The sequence below is a fragment of the Pseudomonas mosselii genome (assembly GCF_019823065.1).
Classification (GTDB): Bacteria; Pseudomonadota; Gammaproteobacteria; order Pseudomonadales; family Pseudomonadaceae; genus Aquipseudomonas; species Aquipseudomonas mosselii.
On the sequence record NZ_CP081966.1, the window covers coordinates 5,590,864 to 5,605,191 of the forward strand.

24 protein-coding genes are annotated in these 14,328 nt (G+C 59.0%); 11 read left to right on the top strand and 13 right to left on the bottom strand.

Going from position 1 to position 14,328, the window contains the following annotated elements; translation table 11 throughout:
• The first annotated feature begins 19 nt into the window (after positions 1–19).
• The gene (locus K5H97_RS25930) at positions 20–1,414 is read left to right on the top strand and encodes an ethanolamine ammonia-lyase subunit EutB (protein ID WP_028690368.1); all 1,395 of its coding nucleotides are present in this window, start codon (positions 20–22) and stop codon (positions 1,412–1,414) included.
• A gap of 127 nt (positions 1,415–1,541) precedes the next feature.
• Here the strand turns inward: K5H97_RS25930 and K5H97_RS25935 are convergent, their stop codons facing one another.
• From K5H97_RS25935 to K5H97_RS25995, 13 genes are all read right to left on the bottom strand, one after another.
• Positions 1,542–1,874, bottom strand: a complete 333-nt coding sequence (locus K5H97_RS25935) for a Mor transcription activator family protein (RefSeq protein WP_169740499.1) — start codon at positions 1,872–1,874, stop codon at positions 1,542–1,544.
• A gap of 29 nt (positions 1,875–1,903) precedes the next feature.
• Positions 1,904–2,353, bottom strand: a complete 450-nt coding sequence (locus K5H97_RS25940; protein ID WP_028690366.1) for a gp16 family protein — start codon at positions 2,351–2,353, stop codon at positions 1,904–1,906.
• Positions 2,350–2,571, bottom strand: a complete 222-nt coding sequence (locus K5H97_RS25945) for a hypothetical protein (RefSeq protein ID WP_028690365.1) — start codon at positions 2,569–2,571, stop codon at positions 2,350–2,352. Before K5H97_RS25945 ends, K5H97_RS25940 begins: the two co-directional genes overlap by 4 nt.
• A gap of 2 nt (positions 2,572–2,573) precedes the next feature.
• Positions 2,574–2,978 (bottom strand): host nuclease inhibitor protein, encoded by a 405-nt coding sequence (locus tag K5H97_RS25950; protein ID WP_028690364.1) that lies wholly within the window; start codon positions 2,976–2,978, stop codon positions 2,574–2,576.
• 1 nt (position 2,979) lies between these two features.
• Positions 2,980–3,615 carry a DUF3164 family protein gene (locus K5H97_RS25955; RefSeq protein ID WP_036985996.1) on the bottom strand — a complete coding sequence of 212 codons (636 nt, stop codon included), beginning with the start codon at positions 3,613–3,615 and terminating at the stop codon, positions 2,980–2,982.
• Between the two features lie 153 nt (positions 3,616–3,768).
• Positions 3,769–4,053, bottom strand: coding sequence for a hypothetical protein (locus tag K5H97_RS25960; RefSeq protein ID WP_036985994.1), 285 nt, complete (start codon positions 4,051–4,053; stop codon positions 3,769–3,771).
• Complete coding sequence (locus K5H97_RS25965) at positions 4,050–4,364, bottom strand: hypothetical protein (protein WP_051555655.1); 315 nt, start codon at positions 4,362–4,364, stop codon at positions 4,050–4,052. The genes K5H97_RS25960 and K5H97_RS25965 overlap by 4 nt, the downstream gene beginning before the upstream one ends.
• Before the next feature lies 1 nt (position 4,365).
• On the bottom strand, positions 4,366–5,547 hold the full coding sequence (locus K5H97_RS25970) for an ExeA family protein (protein ID WP_028690361.1): 1,182 nt from the start codon (positions 5,545–5,547) through the stop codon (positions 4,366–4,368).
• Complete coding sequence (locus K5H97_RS25975; protein ID WP_028690360.1) at positions 5,547–7,304, bottom strand: DDE-type integrase/transposase/recombinase; 1,758 nt, start codon at positions 7,302–7,304, stop codon at positions 5,547–5,549. Before K5H97_RS25975 ends, K5H97_RS25970 begins: the two co-directional genes overlap by 1 nt.
• 3 nt (positions 7,305–7,307) lie before the next feature.
• A complete protein-coding gene (locus tag K5H97_RS25980; protein WP_028690359.1) occupies positions 7,308–8,279 on the bottom strand; it encodes a hypothetical protein in 972 nt (323 codons plus the stop codon).
• Positions 8,280–8,294: 15 nt separating this feature from the next.
• The gene (locus K5H97_RS25985) at positions 8,295–8,612 is read right to left on the bottom strand and encodes an IclR family transcriptional regulator (protein ID WP_028690358.1); all 318 of its coding nucleotides are present in this window, start codon (positions 8,610–8,612) and stop codon (positions 8,295–8,297) included.
• Positions 8,609–9,088, bottom strand: coding sequence for a hypothetical protein (locus tag K5H97_RS25990; RefSeq protein WP_028690357.1), 480 nt, complete (start codon positions 9,086–9,088; stop codon positions 8,609–8,611). Before K5H97_RS25990 ends, K5H97_RS25985 begins: the two co-directional genes overlap by 4 nt.
• Before the next feature lie 337 nt (positions 9,089–9,425).
• On the bottom strand, positions 9,426–9,650 hold the full coding sequence (locus K5H97_RS25995) for a DNA-binding protein (protein ID WP_028690356.1): 225 nt from the start codon (positions 9,648–9,650) through the stop codon (positions 9,426–9,428).
• Between the two features lie 120 nt (positions 9,651–9,770).
• Between K5H97_RS25995 and K5H97_RS26000 the strand changes: the two genes are divergently transcribed.
• The 10 genes from K5H97_RS26000 (at position 9,771) to K5H97_RS26045 (ending at position 14,327) form a co-directional block, all read left to right on the top strand.
• Complete coding sequence (locus tag K5H97_RS26000; RefSeq protein WP_028690355.1) at positions 9,771–10,202, top strand: transcriptional regulator; 432 nt, start codon at positions 9,771–9,773, stop codon at positions 10,200–10,202.
• 3 nt (positions 10,203–10,205) lie between these two features.
• A complete protein-coding gene (locus K5H97_RS26005) occupies positions 10,206–10,682 on the top strand; it encodes a hypothetical protein (RefSeq protein ID WP_028690354.1) in 477 nt (158 codons plus the stop codon).
• Positions 10,683–10,809: 127 nt separating this feature from the next.
• On the top strand, positions 10,810–11,226 hold the full coding sequence (locus K5H97_RS26010; RefSeq protein WP_028690353.1) for a hypothetical protein: 417 nt from the start codon (positions 10,810–10,812) through the stop codon (positions 11,224–11,226).
• 176 nt (positions 11,227–11,402) lie between these two features.
• Positions 11,403–11,948: a hypothetical protein gene (locus tag K5H97_RS26015; protein ID WP_248691145.1), complete on the top strand. Its 546-nt coding sequence runs from the start codon at positions 11,403–11,405 to the stop codon at positions 11,946–11,948.
• Positions 11,949–12,053: 105 nt separating this feature from the next.
• Entirely contained in the window at positions 12,054–12,521 is a 468-nt protein-coding gene (locus tag K5H97_RS26020; protein WP_028690351.1) for a hypothetical protein, read from the top strand.
• Positions 12,518–12,742 carry a DUF7940 domain-containing protein gene (locus tag K5H97_RS26025; protein WP_028690350.1) on the top strand — a complete coding sequence of 75 codons (225 nt, stop codon included), beginning with the start codon at positions 12,518–12,520 and terminating at the stop codon, positions 12,740–12,742. Before K5H97_RS26020 ends, K5H97_RS26025 begins: the two co-directional genes overlap by 4 nt.
• Positions 12,743–12,916: 174 nt before the next feature.
• Entirely contained in the window at positions 12,917–13,522 is a 606-nt protein-coding gene (locus tag K5H97_RS26030; protein WP_028690349.1) for a hypothetical protein, read from the top strand.
• 6 nt (positions 13,523–13,528) lie between these two features.
• On the top strand, positions 13,529–13,747 hold the full coding sequence (locus K5H97_RS26035; RefSeq protein WP_028690348.1) for a TraR/DksA C4-type zinc finger protein: 219 nt from the start codon (positions 13,529–13,531) through the stop codon (positions 13,745–13,747).
• Positions 13,744–14,037: a DUF2730 family protein gene (locus K5H97_RS26040; RefSeq protein WP_028690347.1), complete on the top strand. Its 294-nt coding sequence runs from the start codon at positions 13,744–13,746 to the stop codon at positions 14,035–14,037. Before K5H97_RS26035 ends, K5H97_RS26040 begins: the two co-directional genes overlap by 4 nt.
• Positions 14,034–14,327: a VpaChn25_0724 family phage protein gene (locus K5H97_RS26045; protein WP_028690346.1), complete on the top strand. Its 294-nt coding sequence runs from the start codon at positions 14,034–14,036 to the stop codon at positions 14,325–14,327. Before K5H97_RS26040 ends, K5H97_RS26045 begins: the two co-directional genes overlap by 4 nt.
• The last annotated feature ends 1 nt before the right edge of the window (position 14,328 follow it).

Below are 14,328 nucleotides of genomic sequence, written 5' to 3' on the forward strand. Positions count from 1 at the left end.
GGCGCCCTGGAGATTCTGTATGGCAAGTTTCACGCATACGGTGGGCCACCAGGTCTACCGCTTCGACAGCCTCAAAGAGGTGATGGCCAAGGCCAGTCCGGCGCGCTCTGGCGACTACCTGGCAGGGGTCGCCGCCAGCAACGACGGCGAGCGGGTGGCGGCGCAGATGGCCCTGGCCAACATCCCGCTCAAGCACTTCCTCAACGAGGCGCTGATTCCCTATGAACAGGACGAAGTCACCCGCCTGATCGTCGACACCCACGACCCGCAAGCTTTCGCTGCGGTCAGCCATCTGACCGTCGGTGGGCTGCGCGACTGGCTGCTCAGCGAGCAAGCCGACGAGCACAGCTTGCGCGCCCTGGCGCCGGGCCTGACGCCGGAAATGGCGGCGGCGGTTTCGAAAATCATGCGCGTGCAGGACTTGGTGCTGGTGGCGCAGAAAATCCGCGTGGTCACCGCCTTTCGCGGCACCATGGGGCTGCGCGGACGGCTGTCGACGCGCCTGCAGCCCAACCACCCGACCGACGAGCCGGCCGGCATCGCCGCAAGCATCCTTGATGGCCTGCTGTACGGCAATGGCGATGCCATGATCGGCATCAACCCGGCCACCGACAGCATCGCCTCGATCTGCGCGCTGCTGGAGATGCTCGATGCGATCATCCAGCGCTACGACATTCCCACCCAATCCTGCGTGCTGACCCACGTCACCACCTCGATCGAGGCGATCAACCGTGGCATGCCGCTGGACCTGGTGTTCCAGTCCATCGCCGGCACCGAAGCGGCCAACGCCGGCTTCGGCATCAACCTCAACGTGCTTCAGGAAGGCTACGAGGCAGGCCTGTCGCTCAAGCGCGGCAAGGTCGGGCAGAACCTGATGTACTTCGAGACCGGCCAGGGCAGCGCGCTGTCGTCCAACGCGCACCATGGCGTCGACCAGCAGACCTGCGAGACCCGCGCCTACGCCGTGGCCCGCCACTTCAAGCCGTTCCTGGTCAACACCGTGGTTGGTTTCATCGGCCCGGAATACCTGTACAACGGCAAGCAGATCATCCGCGCCGGCCTCGAGGACCATTTCTGCGGCAAGCTGCTGGGCGTGCCGATGGGCTGCGACATCTGCTACACCAACCACGCCGAAGCCGACCAGGACGACATGGACACCCTGCTGACCCTGCTGGGCGTGGCCGGGATCAACTTCATCATGGGCATCCCCGGCTCGGACGACATCATGCTCAACTACCAGACCACCTCGTTCCACGACGCGCTCTACGCGCGCCAGACCCTGGGGCTGAAGCCCGGGCCGGAATTCGAGGCGTGGCTGGAGCGCACCGGCATCTTCACCCAGGCCGACGGCCGCATCCGCTTCGGCGACAACCTGCCGCCGGCCTTCCGCCAGGCCCTGGCGCAGCTTGCATAGGTGAATGGAAGTGAGATAAATCTAACAGAGCAGCTGAGAAAACCCTGGGATACTCCGGGCTGAGCTGGCCAATGGTGGGACAGAAGATCCAATCATGTTGTGGATTCTGCAATAGAGGGAAGCCCGGTCAATCGTGACCGACCGGGCTGAACATGTCACGTTGTCGGCTATCCAGATCAGCCTTACGCAACACCTTTATGACTCGGTAGATGAACTGAAGCGAGAACCCGTACTTGCGAGCGAGCTCTCGGTGGTTGTTGCCTCTCCACTCCTCATAGATCTGATGGTGCATGCGCGAGGCCTCGATTCGCACCCCTTTGGGCATGTACAGCTGCTGACCGCCCCACTGCTCGACCATCCGCATTGCAACGTCAGTGCCTAACGCATTCGCTGCATCGGTGGACACACCGAAGGCCTCAGCAGCAGCGGCCGATACCTGCTCAGCCAGATCGTCAAGCAAGTCCCCAGCGGGGCTCCGGTTTGCCGCCTTCATTTGGCCTCCCGCTCAATGCGAGCGACCCACTTCTTCATTTCCTCGATTACTTGGCTGGCCTGGTCAGCCGTCAGCCACTGCAGCGCCTTCGCACCGGTTCTCCCTTGTACGAAACTCACCAGTGCTTGCTCGGAGGCATCCCTGAGAGCGCCCAGATCGCGCAAGGTGAGCCAGAGCGAACGGATCTTGCGCGATGAGGGATCAGCGGCCGGCGGCCGCTTTTCCTTTCCGTTTGGACGGACCTTGAAGCCTTTGGTCTTCAGCTCTTCCAAAACGCGCTGCAAGTTTGGAACGCTGAGTTTGGCCGACGACACTGCTCCTCCAAGCCCTTTCATACCCGACAGCATCAGGCGATAGGTGTCGTCATCCATCCGCAGCTCGCGGCGGGCTACATGGATAAGCTTGATCAAACGCAGGCGATCCGGGCTAGACGATGCATTGTTCACTGGATGGTCCCCCGCCCGTTCGCCCCAGAGGCTGCGAGCCTCTCCAGCCGGCGGATGCGGCTGTGCAACTTCCTCTCGACAGTCTTCTGCAGGTTAGGCACGGCGAGCGCGGCGCGGCACTCGCCCACGTCAAAGCTCTCCAGGGCGCGCAGGCGACTTTCGGTATCCACTGCGCCGTACTCCCGACCCACTGGAATGAAGGGGTTGGCCTGCGACATGACTACTCCTCCTCGACAGGTGAGTTGTCAGTGACTTTAAGCGGGAGGTTCTCGAACCAAGACCGAGCCATGATCAGGCCGATACGGAACCCTTGCAGCTTCTCACCAGTCAGCACAACGGGGTTCGTCTCGCCCAGTCGAATCTCGGTGTCGGCTGGTGATGAAAGGACCTGTTCAATGTTCCCCATCTTCCGCTGATGCCAGGTAACCAGCATTTCGGCCACACGCTTCAAGTCAGTGTTCGAGCAGAAGGCCTCTAACATTTCGCGTAAATCGGTTTTCGCTTCTTCGGCGTTTTCCAAGGCATTGCCCTGATCGAATGGGCCATCGACCAGTGACCAAGCGCTGGCAAAGACCTGGACCTGCTCCATGATGGAGTCAATGCTGATGGTGCTTTGTTCAACCATTTCATACCCCCGCCAAGGTCAAGTTGATAGGAGCGTACTGGTCGGTGTTTCCTTGGCGTTTGTAGACGCGGATGTAAACGGCGGTGCCGTTCACCTGGATGGAGTCTTTCAGCGCATCCATGGCTGTCTTCCATGCTGGATCATTGATCTCAACTCGCAGCAGACTGAGGACATCTTTCACCATCAATTGGCCCTGGCGGTTGGCCCGAAATGCGCGGTCAACCAGTACGCGCAAATGGTCGTTGGCTCCTTCTGACCAAGCGCTGATGCACTGGTTGATCAGTTCGCGGGCGGCCTGGATCTCCTCGGTAAAGACAATACGATCTGCATAAGCGCGTTCGATCTTGTACTGCCCATCATAGGTGGTGATTGAAACGTTACCTTTCTGCCCTCCCAGCTGGACGCCGTATCGCTCGGAGGAGACGGCAATCAGGTCCGCGATGTCGGCGAGCGCCTGTTTCTTGAAGTCGGCCAGCAAAGCGCTGATCCGCTCGGCAGCATTGCCCAGGTCACGGGCAACACCGTCACGCAGCTTGTCATGCTCACGGACCTGGTGCTCAGGCACCAGGTGTCCTGCTGCATTCATCACGAAGCCAGCCGGGATCAGGACAGCCTGGGTTTGTTGGTTATTGGTCACGGGTTGGCTCCTGAGCAGGGGAAAAGGTTTTGCAGCCGCAGCGCGGACAAACGGTGTCGCTACGCCCGGACCGGCTTGGGTGCGGGCGACGATGGAGGTCAGCCAGGGGCCCCACCCAACGACAGCGGCGACACTGAAGAAGCCGATCAGTCATCAGTGCTTCCTCCGTGCAGCCTTTGCGGCGCGCTGGTCCTGCAGTCTCTCCGCGAGATACCGCAACTCACCGTGGATCTTTGCGTAGTTCCCTGCGATAAACAGGTCCAGCAGCTTTAGCAGCAGGTTGTTGTGTTGGACCTGGTACGCCTTCAACTGGTAGATCTGTTCATCCTGGCGGGACAGTTTGCTTATGGCCTCTTCCGCCAGCGCACAGAGTTCCTGGTGGCTGAGCTGGGAGAGGCTTCCCGATGCGGGAGGAGCTTGAGTAGCGGCCTTGCTCATTGATCCTGCTCCTTTCTCGGGCCGTACCACACCACATCCACGCCACGGATCGTCACGGTGGAGATCGTGAGCCGTTCGGCGCTGGAGTAGCGCATCGAGCGCAGTTCATGGCCGAAGCGGCGCGACATCAAGTCGACGCTCTCGGGCTTGATCAGGATTTGGTTGTCAGCGAGCTTCAGACCGATGATCTCGATACCGGCGCTGCGCATGTCGCGGGTCAGTTCGTTAAAAGCCGACAGCTTCACTGGGAACTCGTCTGCCAGGATGCTCAGAGGTGGCGGGTTGTGGGTAACCATGATGACTGTGACCATGTCACACCCCCTTCACAACGTCGGCCGTGACCACGGGCTCACCGATCTGCGCGGCCAGATTCATCGCCGCCTTCATCAGGTTGCCCAGTGCGAGTGGATAGAGCTGGCTGGTTTTGTCCCGTCCACTGGTTCTGAGCCGCTCGACAATGGCCCGGACACCACAATCGCTGATGACATCCTGCAGCGGCTTTTGAAGCCGACCGAACCGGAAAGCCAAGTGTTGTTCGACAGCGTCTGCTGGAATTGGCGGCACAGTCACAATCTCGATGCGTTGCGCGACCTCCCGCACTTCGCCATTGCGTGGGCTGAGCTTGATCGCCAGCTCGGGCTGGCCAATCAGGATGATCGAAACCAACTTGGTAAAGCCCCCGACTTCCAGCTCACGCAACCGCTTCAACTGCTTGAGCGTGGGGATTGGCAGCGAGTGTGCCTCTTCAATGATCAGCAGATGACGATTACCAGCGGCATGACTGGTCTTCAGCGCGTTATGCATCTGGCCGAAACGGGCCTCAGGCGAGGACTTGGTTTTCTCCAGGGGGGCCACCGCAGTCATGATCGCTTCCGCGATGTGCGTACTTTTCAGGGTTTTGCCCTTTGTGTCGTTGTCCTCCATCGCAAGGATGTAAGGCTCGATCACCAGCACAGGCGCGTTTTCAGCTTCGAGACGGTTACGCAGATCACGGCGCAGCGTGCTCTTGCCCGCGCCGGACTCCGCGATCACTGCCATGAACCCATCATGCCGTGCGACCTGGTACATGGACTCACGGACGTACCGGATATCGGGGCTTACGTACATGTCCTCGGCATCCTGCAGCTCATCGAGCGGATCGCGGAACAGACCGAACTGTTTACGGGCTGCTGGTGTAAGTACCTGTTTGGCCATTAGCATGGGCTCGCACTCCTGTTCGTTTACTTGGTCGTTTTCGGGTGGGGATGCTGGGGCCTCGGCGTTGGCGCGCCGGGGCTCCATTTCTTCGAATGCTGCACCGATGGCAACGAGGTTGGCGCCTCGCTGTGCCAGGAACGTCTCAATGCGGTCCTGCAGAGCAGCTTGGTCCAGCGACTTCGGCCACTGGTTGTGGTTGATCAGTTGCGCGATAGCGGCCTGACTGAGATCCACCGCGCGGGCCAGATCGGCCTGCGAGGCTTTGATCGAGGCAAGCACATCCTTGAGCTTCAGCATCAGGCGACACCTCCTACAATCCGCAGGCCCGGCCGGGCAGGCATCCGCAGTTGTTGAGCGATGGCGTCGAGCTGATCCTCCGGCACGCCGTTGGGGTAGTTGGATTTGAGCCAGGCCATGGAGTCGGCAGTCCACGCATTACCCAATTGGGCGCGCAGCAGCTTTGCCGCCTCCACATGCGAGAGCGGTAGGATCTCCACAGTTGGCTCAGGGATTGGCGAGGCCGTGCCACGGCGTGGCATGTAGGCCGGCAGCACCGTATCGGTGATGTGTTTGTGCGGGTCGATCTGGCCATTGAATGGCAGCACCCCGGTTTTGCGCGCCGCAGCAGCTTCATCCTGTGAGCCGGTCCCGGTAACCAGTTGCTCAATGGCTTTGCGCGCCTGTTGGGCCGGAGTCTCTGCGTGCGACTTGAAACTCTCGCCAATCATGGCCGAGGTCACCTTGAAGCCATTGGCGTCTACGCCAATCCGCTCGACCACATGGAACGTCTCGCGCCCATCCTCACCGAACAGCACCACCTGAGCGCTGTCCTCGTCGCGCCAAGGGTTACGAGTAATCAGCAAGGTGTCGCCAACCATGATGCGCGGAACGGTCGACACATCAAACTGTGCGCCGCGATAGGACACTTGCAGGAAGTCATTGACCTTCCGCGTTTGAGGTGTAGTTACCGCTAGCTCCTGGCACACCTCAGGCGATGGGGCCAGGCGTAGTTGGTCAGACTGGATGGTGAGCCACTGGCCATAACGTGTGCGGCCGTGTCGCGTGTGGATGGCGGTAGCATTGTGGTAGCGCATCCATTGGCCAGCCCAGGCGTTGATCTGCTCCAGCGTTTCGGCTTTCTGCAGCTTCAGAGCGGACTCGAACTCCCGCTCTACGATGTTATGAGCCTGCTCAACCTGCCCCTTGGCACGGGCATTGCCAACCTTGTTAATGATCAGCTCAATCCCAAGCGCCTTGCACAGGTTGCGGAAGATCGCGGAAGTCATTGCCGCGCCTGGGTCCGTCATGATGATGAACGGCACACCGTGGAACGGATCATGCTCCCCGCGCTTCTGCATGCAGCAGATCAGCACGTTGCACAGGTTTTCAGCCGACTCGGCACCCAGGACGTACTGCACATAGATAGTGCCGCTGGTGTGCTCAGTGATCACATAGCGCCAGAGACGCTTGCGCTCGATCTTCTTCATGTTGCCTGGCTTACCGTCGTAGAACTCTGCCTGGCTCATGGTCTTGGCGCCATCGTCATCCAGGTAGAACTGCGTGGAGATAGAGGCGTCGATCTGCCAAACGTGGTTAGGGTGACGGCTGGCCAACGACACTGCGGGCTCAGGCTGCAGCAGCTGATCAGGGTGCAGGCGATAAGCACGCAAGGCGCGAGTAATAGCGCTGATCGATAGCGAGGTAACCTCACCCGTTCGCTCGTCTACACGACCGGCCAGAATGAGCCCGTTGCTGCGAAGTCGTTCTACTGCCCGCTCTACGGTTGAAAGCTGTTTGTTGTTCGCACGGATCGACTCCAGGAGCAAAGCCGAGATCAAATAGGCTTCTTCCTGGCTGAGTGTCGTCTGGCCTGCGTCCGCTCGACGCTTGCGAGGGGTAGTCACAGAGACCTCCCGAAGTTTGCGATAGAGAGTTGGCAGGGACAGGCCCAGCTCAACAGCCGCTGCTCGGCATAGCTCGGTACGCTGGCCATGCGCTGCAACTTCAACTGCACGGGCCAGATCTACGAGACGTTGGGTCACAACGGCGTTCATGGGTTACGCCCCCGCCAGCGCTTTGGCGACTTGCTGTTCAGCGTCTTCACGCATCCATTCGGGGGTCGCATCTGCGTCAGGCGTGGCCGGAATGCCATACTCGTGACGGATCGAGGACACGGCTCGTTCAACCTGGGCGAGCAAGCCCGCGATAACAGCGCGATGGTCGGCGCCACTCTCATTGGCGTGCAGGACGAGGGAGTGAACTGCTGGGTGCAGTTTGCAGACGATGGCGGCCTCAGCTTCGGTGGCCAGCTTGGTAGCTTCCTCGCGGATAGCGCTGACCTTCTCGTCTGGAGTACGACCACTGACCAGACGCCGCGCCTTTTCCAGATCCAGTTTGGTGTCCTGGAGCTTGCTGGACGTATCCGCCAGTACCTGGCTCTGCGCCTCATAGTCGGCGTTCACGTTGTCCAGTTGCTGGGCCAGCGCCTCCTTTTCCTTGGCGTTCTTGGCGATGAGCTCCTCGGCAAGGTCAAGGAAGGTGTCCTTGTCACCGGCTTTGGCCGCTTCAAGCAGAGCCGTTTTTTGGTCTTCTGGCAGCCGGCGATACTGACGGAGTTCGCGGTATCCGATGCCCATGCGGGACATGGAATCGAGAGCCTCCTCGCCCAAAGCGCGAAGGTTGGAGATGTCTTCATCGACTTGCTGGCGAGAGCGTCCCAAGAGAGAACAGAAATCATCCCAAGTGCCGGAGAACTGCTGACCGTCAGCAGTTCGTTTTCCCTGCAGGCCCCGATACAGCTTGTTCTCTTTGACGAACGCCAGTTTAGAAGTGCTGACCGTCAGCGAAAATTTGCTGAATGCGTCTGCCATCTGAACTTGGCCAAGCAGTTGGTTGACCAGGTCTCGCTCCTCTTGCATGCCTTGGGCAATATCACCCAAGGCCGTCAGCGCGTTGGCGTCTTCCTGGAATGCCTGCGAGTTGATCTCGGGCATCGGGTTGATCTCCGGGGTGCTCGTTTTACGGGCCATGTACGTCTTCCTTAATCAGTTGGGGATGCGGGTGTAGCGCTGGCGGCGTTCGTTCAGCTCGTGCTGGGCTGCTCTCAAGGCTTCATCGAACGCAAAGGAAACCTGTACCAACCGAGGGCCGAGCAGCCAGCGGTGATGGTCATGTGGGCTTCGGTCTGCCAGCCCTGCGGTGCGGAGGTTTTCCAGGGCACGGAGTGCGTTGTCGTTCGTGCACTCCGCTGCCGCAGCCACCTCCTTCAGAGTCATTCCGCGAAACTCATTGCCAGCCAGGGCAAGCATCACGCGCAAAACACGCTGGACCTGCTCGGATGTGTACTTGTCCTCTTTGCTCATGACGGCTCTCCCAGCTCCAGCTGTGGATGGGCGTGCTGCTGTACGTTGCCCCGGTGCCAGGCAAGTTCCTCAAGGGCGGTCTGGATAGAAGCAAGCGCGGCACTGGCCTCGGCGTTGTCTGCGTAGAAAGCCATCAGTTGCCCGGTGGTCTCATGGAGTGCGGCCTGTAGCGACTGGATGTCATGCGCATTGGTGCTCCGACCAGATGGCACATCGATCAGCAGCTTTCCGCCGTTGCCGGCCAACCAACGGGTTACCAGATTGATGCCGCAGGCTTGCTCATAAGCGGGTATCAGCACGGCGGGCATCCGGCCGTTCGCGATCCACTTGTACAGAGCCCAGTGATCTTCCAGGCCCATCAAGGAAGCGATGCGTTCGATGCTGTAGTTGGCGCGCTCTTTGGCATGCTGCTGGCACAGCTTCAGAGCATCACGAAGGTTGGTTGGCTGTACTCGTTTCCACTGGCGAGGGCTCATTGGAAAGCCTCCGAAGTCAGCAAGAATGGGCCTTCCAAACAAAAAGCGGGTTTGACCATTGGTAATGTCATTGCGCCATGCACAATGAAATCAGGTAAATTCCCTCGAAAGGCGAAAGCGATGTGCAATGACCTGCAACGTTTGCAAGCACAAGTGGAAGCGCAAAGCGCGGTGATCGAAGCGATACTGCGTATCTGTGTACAATCCTGCGATGTAAACCCGTTGGCCTTGGCCAACGAGTGGCGAGCATTGAGGCATAGCCCTACTTTTTTCGCGGCAGACGCAGCGGCGAAGCGGCGGCTAGCTGATGAGCTGGATGCTTGGGCGGATATGATCATCATGCAACTTCCAACGCATTTGCCGGATCGGTGCAGATCTGTCCCGCCTTCAAGCCCAGCTTGATGGCAATCTCATGGGCCTGACCGCGCACGCACTTTTTGCGGCCGCCGAGCACCTCAAACACAAGGTTTGGGGAGAACTGGTTGGCGATTGCCCACTGGGTGATCGAGACGCCCTTGGCCTTCAGCTCCGCACGGACCAGGTCGGGGGTACGTAGCTTCATGAGGGAAGCTCCTTTCGAGGGGTTATGGCGCCTTTGTTGGTGCCGACTAAATGACCATTCGTGGTGGGATGGTGTGGGTTAATGATGGTATTCAAAAGAATACCTGTCAAGAGATTTGGTATGGAAATTCATATCGGAGAGCGCTTGCGAGAAGAGCGCGAGCGCCTCGGCTTTACCCAGCCGGCATTCGGTACGATTGGTGGGGTGCAAAAGCTCGCTCAGCTCAAGTATGAGAAGGGGGAGCGCTTTCCCGGCGCTGACTATCTTGCGGCCGTCGCCAAGCTAGGGGCAGACATCCAGTACATCGTGACCGGTGTGCGCGGCGCTGATGCGTTGACGGAGGAAGAGGAAGAACTGGTGACTCTTTTCCGTCGGGCGCCGCTCGCCGTCAAGGCATCGACCTTGGCCGGGCTGGCTGCTGGGGCACAGGGGCAGCCGAAGGAAAAAAGGAAGCAAGCGTTTCACGGGAGCGTAGGCCAGGTAGTGGAAGGTTCCATTACTAATGAGGCCGAGGTTTCGTTCAATTTCGGAGTCGGCAAGACCAAGGAGTGAGCCATGCGTCAAGACTTCCATGGCGATACTGGCCAAGTGGCCGGAGAGAAAATTGTTAATCGAGGGGGTAACACCCGCTTGGAGCTCAATATTCAAGGGGATAACTACGGTTCTATTTCTATGGGAGGGCAAGGCCACAGTGATGAAGGCCGGCCCTTGCACTTAGCTTCTAGACAAGAGCTGACTCACGCCCTGGCTTATTGGCGCGCACAGTGGTGGAGCGGTTTTCGGGGCTTCTGGTTTAACCTACCATGCATACTCATGCTGGTCTTGATACTGGGTATTGTTGCAGGTCTTCTCACAGGCGTTCTCGTAACCAGCGACCCTCAACAAATGTGGATGTTGGTTATCCCCATGATGGCGGCAATTCTCGGGTGCGGGTTATGGATGAACCATATTCGACGCATAGAGGAGCGTGTTATGGCAGAAAGTCGAGCGGCCATCGACGCGATAAGGACTGAGCTTCGGAAGCGACGTTAGCCTTCATGGTTGAGAGCCGAAACCTCATAGGGACGATGCCATCAGCCCTTAGCTAGGGACCATTGAAGCATGGCCCCCATCATCGGAAAAATTGACGGACGCGGCACTTTATATAGGGAGATTTAACTTGAGACTTCTAATTTTTGCTTTGGCTTCTGTCCTCTCTGTTGCTGCGAATGCAGACACCGTAGCGACCAAGCTAACCACACTGAGCTTGGATAAAGATGTGAATGAAGACTCACCCGAAGTCGCTAGGACTCAAGCTGCATTGAGCCGGGGACTGACCGTCTGCAACTTTGAAAATGAAGAGACGCTTGCCAATACCGCTTGGTTCATCACCAAAAAAATCCGTGAGAAAGGCCAGTACGCAGAAGCAACGGATATTATCGAGGGGGTGAACGCTGCCTTACTGGGGGCCAAAGCAAAGCAAGACTGCAGCGAGATCATGTCTTTGTATGCGGTCAACCGAATTGAAGGAAACACCCACTCTGATGCAGTGACCGGTGCACGCGGCCTCTATCGGGCGATGGGCTTGGTAAAATAAAAAGCGGCTTGATTTGATAGGAGGCAGCCAGATGTCGAGAGATGGGTCCAAAGACAAAGTGCGTGACGAACGCGGTCGGAGCAGTAATCAACAAGAGAAATCCTCAAACGAGAAATTCAGTGACGAAAAACGCAAGGACTACGTAGTGGATACACTCAAGCCACCACGGAGGCCAAATGGAGGGAATGGAAATGGAAATGGGGGACGTTGCTGAGCTTGCAGAGAAGTGGGATGACATGCTGTTCGGAGTGCGCCGCTCCATTCGCTACCATCAGCGCCGTCGGGCCTTTTTTGATCGCCTCGACCAGTCCTCTAACATGCTATCGGTGTTTTTCGGCTCCACTGCGATCTATGGCATTTTGAAGGATGACTATCAGGCCTTGGCTCTAGGAGCTTCTGCATTAGTCACGGCCTTAGCGTCGATCAATTTAGTCGTAGGTAGTGCTCTTCGCGCCCGGGCTCACAGTGATTTTGTTCGCCAGTATATTGATCTTGAGAAACGCATGCTTGGGCAACCTGATGAACAGACCTTGAAACAGGTCACAGAAGGTCGTTTGAGCATCGAAGCTCAAGAACCGCCAGTTTTGCACGTGCTGAACGCGATCTGTCATAACGAAATGATGCGGGCCATGGGTCACGATAAGAAAGACTTTGCCAAAATTGGACCTCTGCAAAGGCTTTTCGCGCAACTGTTCGATTTCCGCGAGCACACTATCCACTAACTCTTTAACCTCGATTAAAAGCGCCTCGCCTACACGCCGCCGATCATGGCGGCGTGTTCGTTTCCGGCGCTCGCACCCTGCGGCGCCGAACCAGCAGGAGGCACCATGCGCCCCAACTCTCCACGCGGCATCCGCAACTTCAACCCCGGCAACATTCGCCATGCCAAAGACACCCGCTGGCAGGGGATGTCTGCCAATCAAAACGACAAGGACTTCGTTCAGTTCACGGGCCCGCAATGGGGTATCCGTGCCATTGCCCGCACGCTGATCACTTACCAGGACAAGCACGGCCTGCGCACTATCCGCCAAGTCATCGGCCGCTGGGCACCGCCCAACGAGAACAACACCGAAGCATACATACGTCAGGTCGCCACACGCGTTGGCGTGTCTCCTGATGGCCGGATCGACATTTACGACTACCGCACCATGCGTGCCCTGGTCGAAGCGATCATCCGCCACGAGAACGGTGCTGGCCCGCTGCCTGATGGCAGCTGGTACGGCGAGGCGTTGATCAACGAAGGCCTGCACTTGGCAGGCGTCGTTCCCGATGCGTACCACGGGGAGCAGGCATGAAGCTGATCGACAACTGCCACTGCTGCTGGAAGCTCCACAGCGTCCAGCTGGCAATCGTCATCGCCCTGCTGGGGCTGCTGCAGGGCACCATTCTGCCCATGTGGGAGGCTCAGCTTTCCCCGGCGAACTACGCATTGGCCAACAGCGTGCTGGCCATTCTCCTTTTCATGGCCCGTCTGGTGAAACAGGGGCCAGTGCAGTCTTCGCAAGGGGGTGAGTGATGAAGCTGCTCGCCCGCTTGTTCACCCATCTGCTTTCCCTGTGGCCCAGCATTCTGCCGAAGTCAGGTGCTGCCAGCTGGCATGGTCCGCAATCCATAAGCCGTTCGGGCAAGACCGGTGTAGCTGCGATTCGCCGTGCGGCCCGTAAGGCTCGCAACCTCCGGAGACATACCCATGGGCGCGTTTGAGTCGCTGCGTCACTTCATACCCATCCTGGCGGCCTTCGCCTGGATGGTGACTGTGCTCATTGCCTTCACGGTTGGCGAGGAAGGTGCCACGACTCGCGAGCGTGCTGCAGGTAATGAAGCCCTGGCCAGGCTGAGGCAAGAGCGTGCGGACCAGCGTGCTGAGTTGACCGAGGCAAACCTGGCCAAGTTCCAGCAACAGGTTGAGCGCGTTAACCAGGTCGCCCAGCAACTGCAGCAAACTCAGCAGCAGCTCGCCAGCGCCCACCAAGAGCTCCAGGAGCGAATCCCCAATGTCACTACCGTCTACCTCCCGGAGCCCGCTGGTAAGCCTGCTTCTATCCCTCGCTGCGTGTTCACTGCTGGCTGGGTGCGCGACTTCAACCTTGCCCTCGGAGGCGCCCCTTTGCCTGCCCCCACCGCAGGCGCCAACACCACCGGCTATGACGCAGCCACCTGGCCCGCCCCCGGTACTGCGCAAGAACTACTGGAAAGCGGGGTCACCCCCGCAGACATCCTGGCCTTCGCCCAGGACTACGGACGTTGGGCCCTGGATCTCCGAGCCAAGCTCGTTGCGTTTCAACGTAAGGACTGACCGCGTATGGATGTAGCTGATCTCGCGCAAGACAACGATTTCAATGAAGCCGCGTTGCAGGCCCACACCTCGGGCCTGCAGCGCCGCTCAGGGCCTTCCGCCTACCGCTGTGAAGAGTGCGGTGACGCGATCCCCGAGGCACGCCGTCAGGCCGAACCGGGGGTTGAGCTGTGCGTGGAATGCAAGACCACCTCTGAGCACCTGAGCAAACGGGGGCTGCGATGAACCTGAACGAGCTCGACTTCGGTTTCCAGACGGTGCAATGGGTCGTGGTCACCGTGATCGGTATCTACACCTGGATGACCAATCGGCAGGCCGCCAGTGCGCAAGAGATGCTGGAGCTGCGCACTCGCATCGTTGCCCTGGAGGAACGCATTCGGCACCTGCCGGACCATGCCTCCATCACCGAGTTACTCGGTGATATGAAAGCGGTGCGCGCTGAACTGACCGCGATGCAAGGCCTGACCCGAGCAGTGGACCGCATCAACGACTATCTACTGCGAGACAAAGCATGAGCCAATACGCTGAATTCTTACGCCAGGACATGCGCCTGGTGATCCTTCGACTGCTGGCGGAAATGCCTGCGTATCGTGCCAACAGTTCCGTGCTCAATACCGCACTCGACAACTATGGGCACAGCGTCAGCCGTGACCAGGTCAGGACCGAACTGCAGTGGCTGTCGGAGCAAGGGGCGGTGTCCCTGGATGATATCGGTCCGGTGCTGGTAGCCACGTTGACCGAACGCGGCCAAGACATCGCCGCCGGGCGAGCGCGCTGCCCAGGCATCAAGCGACCGGGGGCATAGC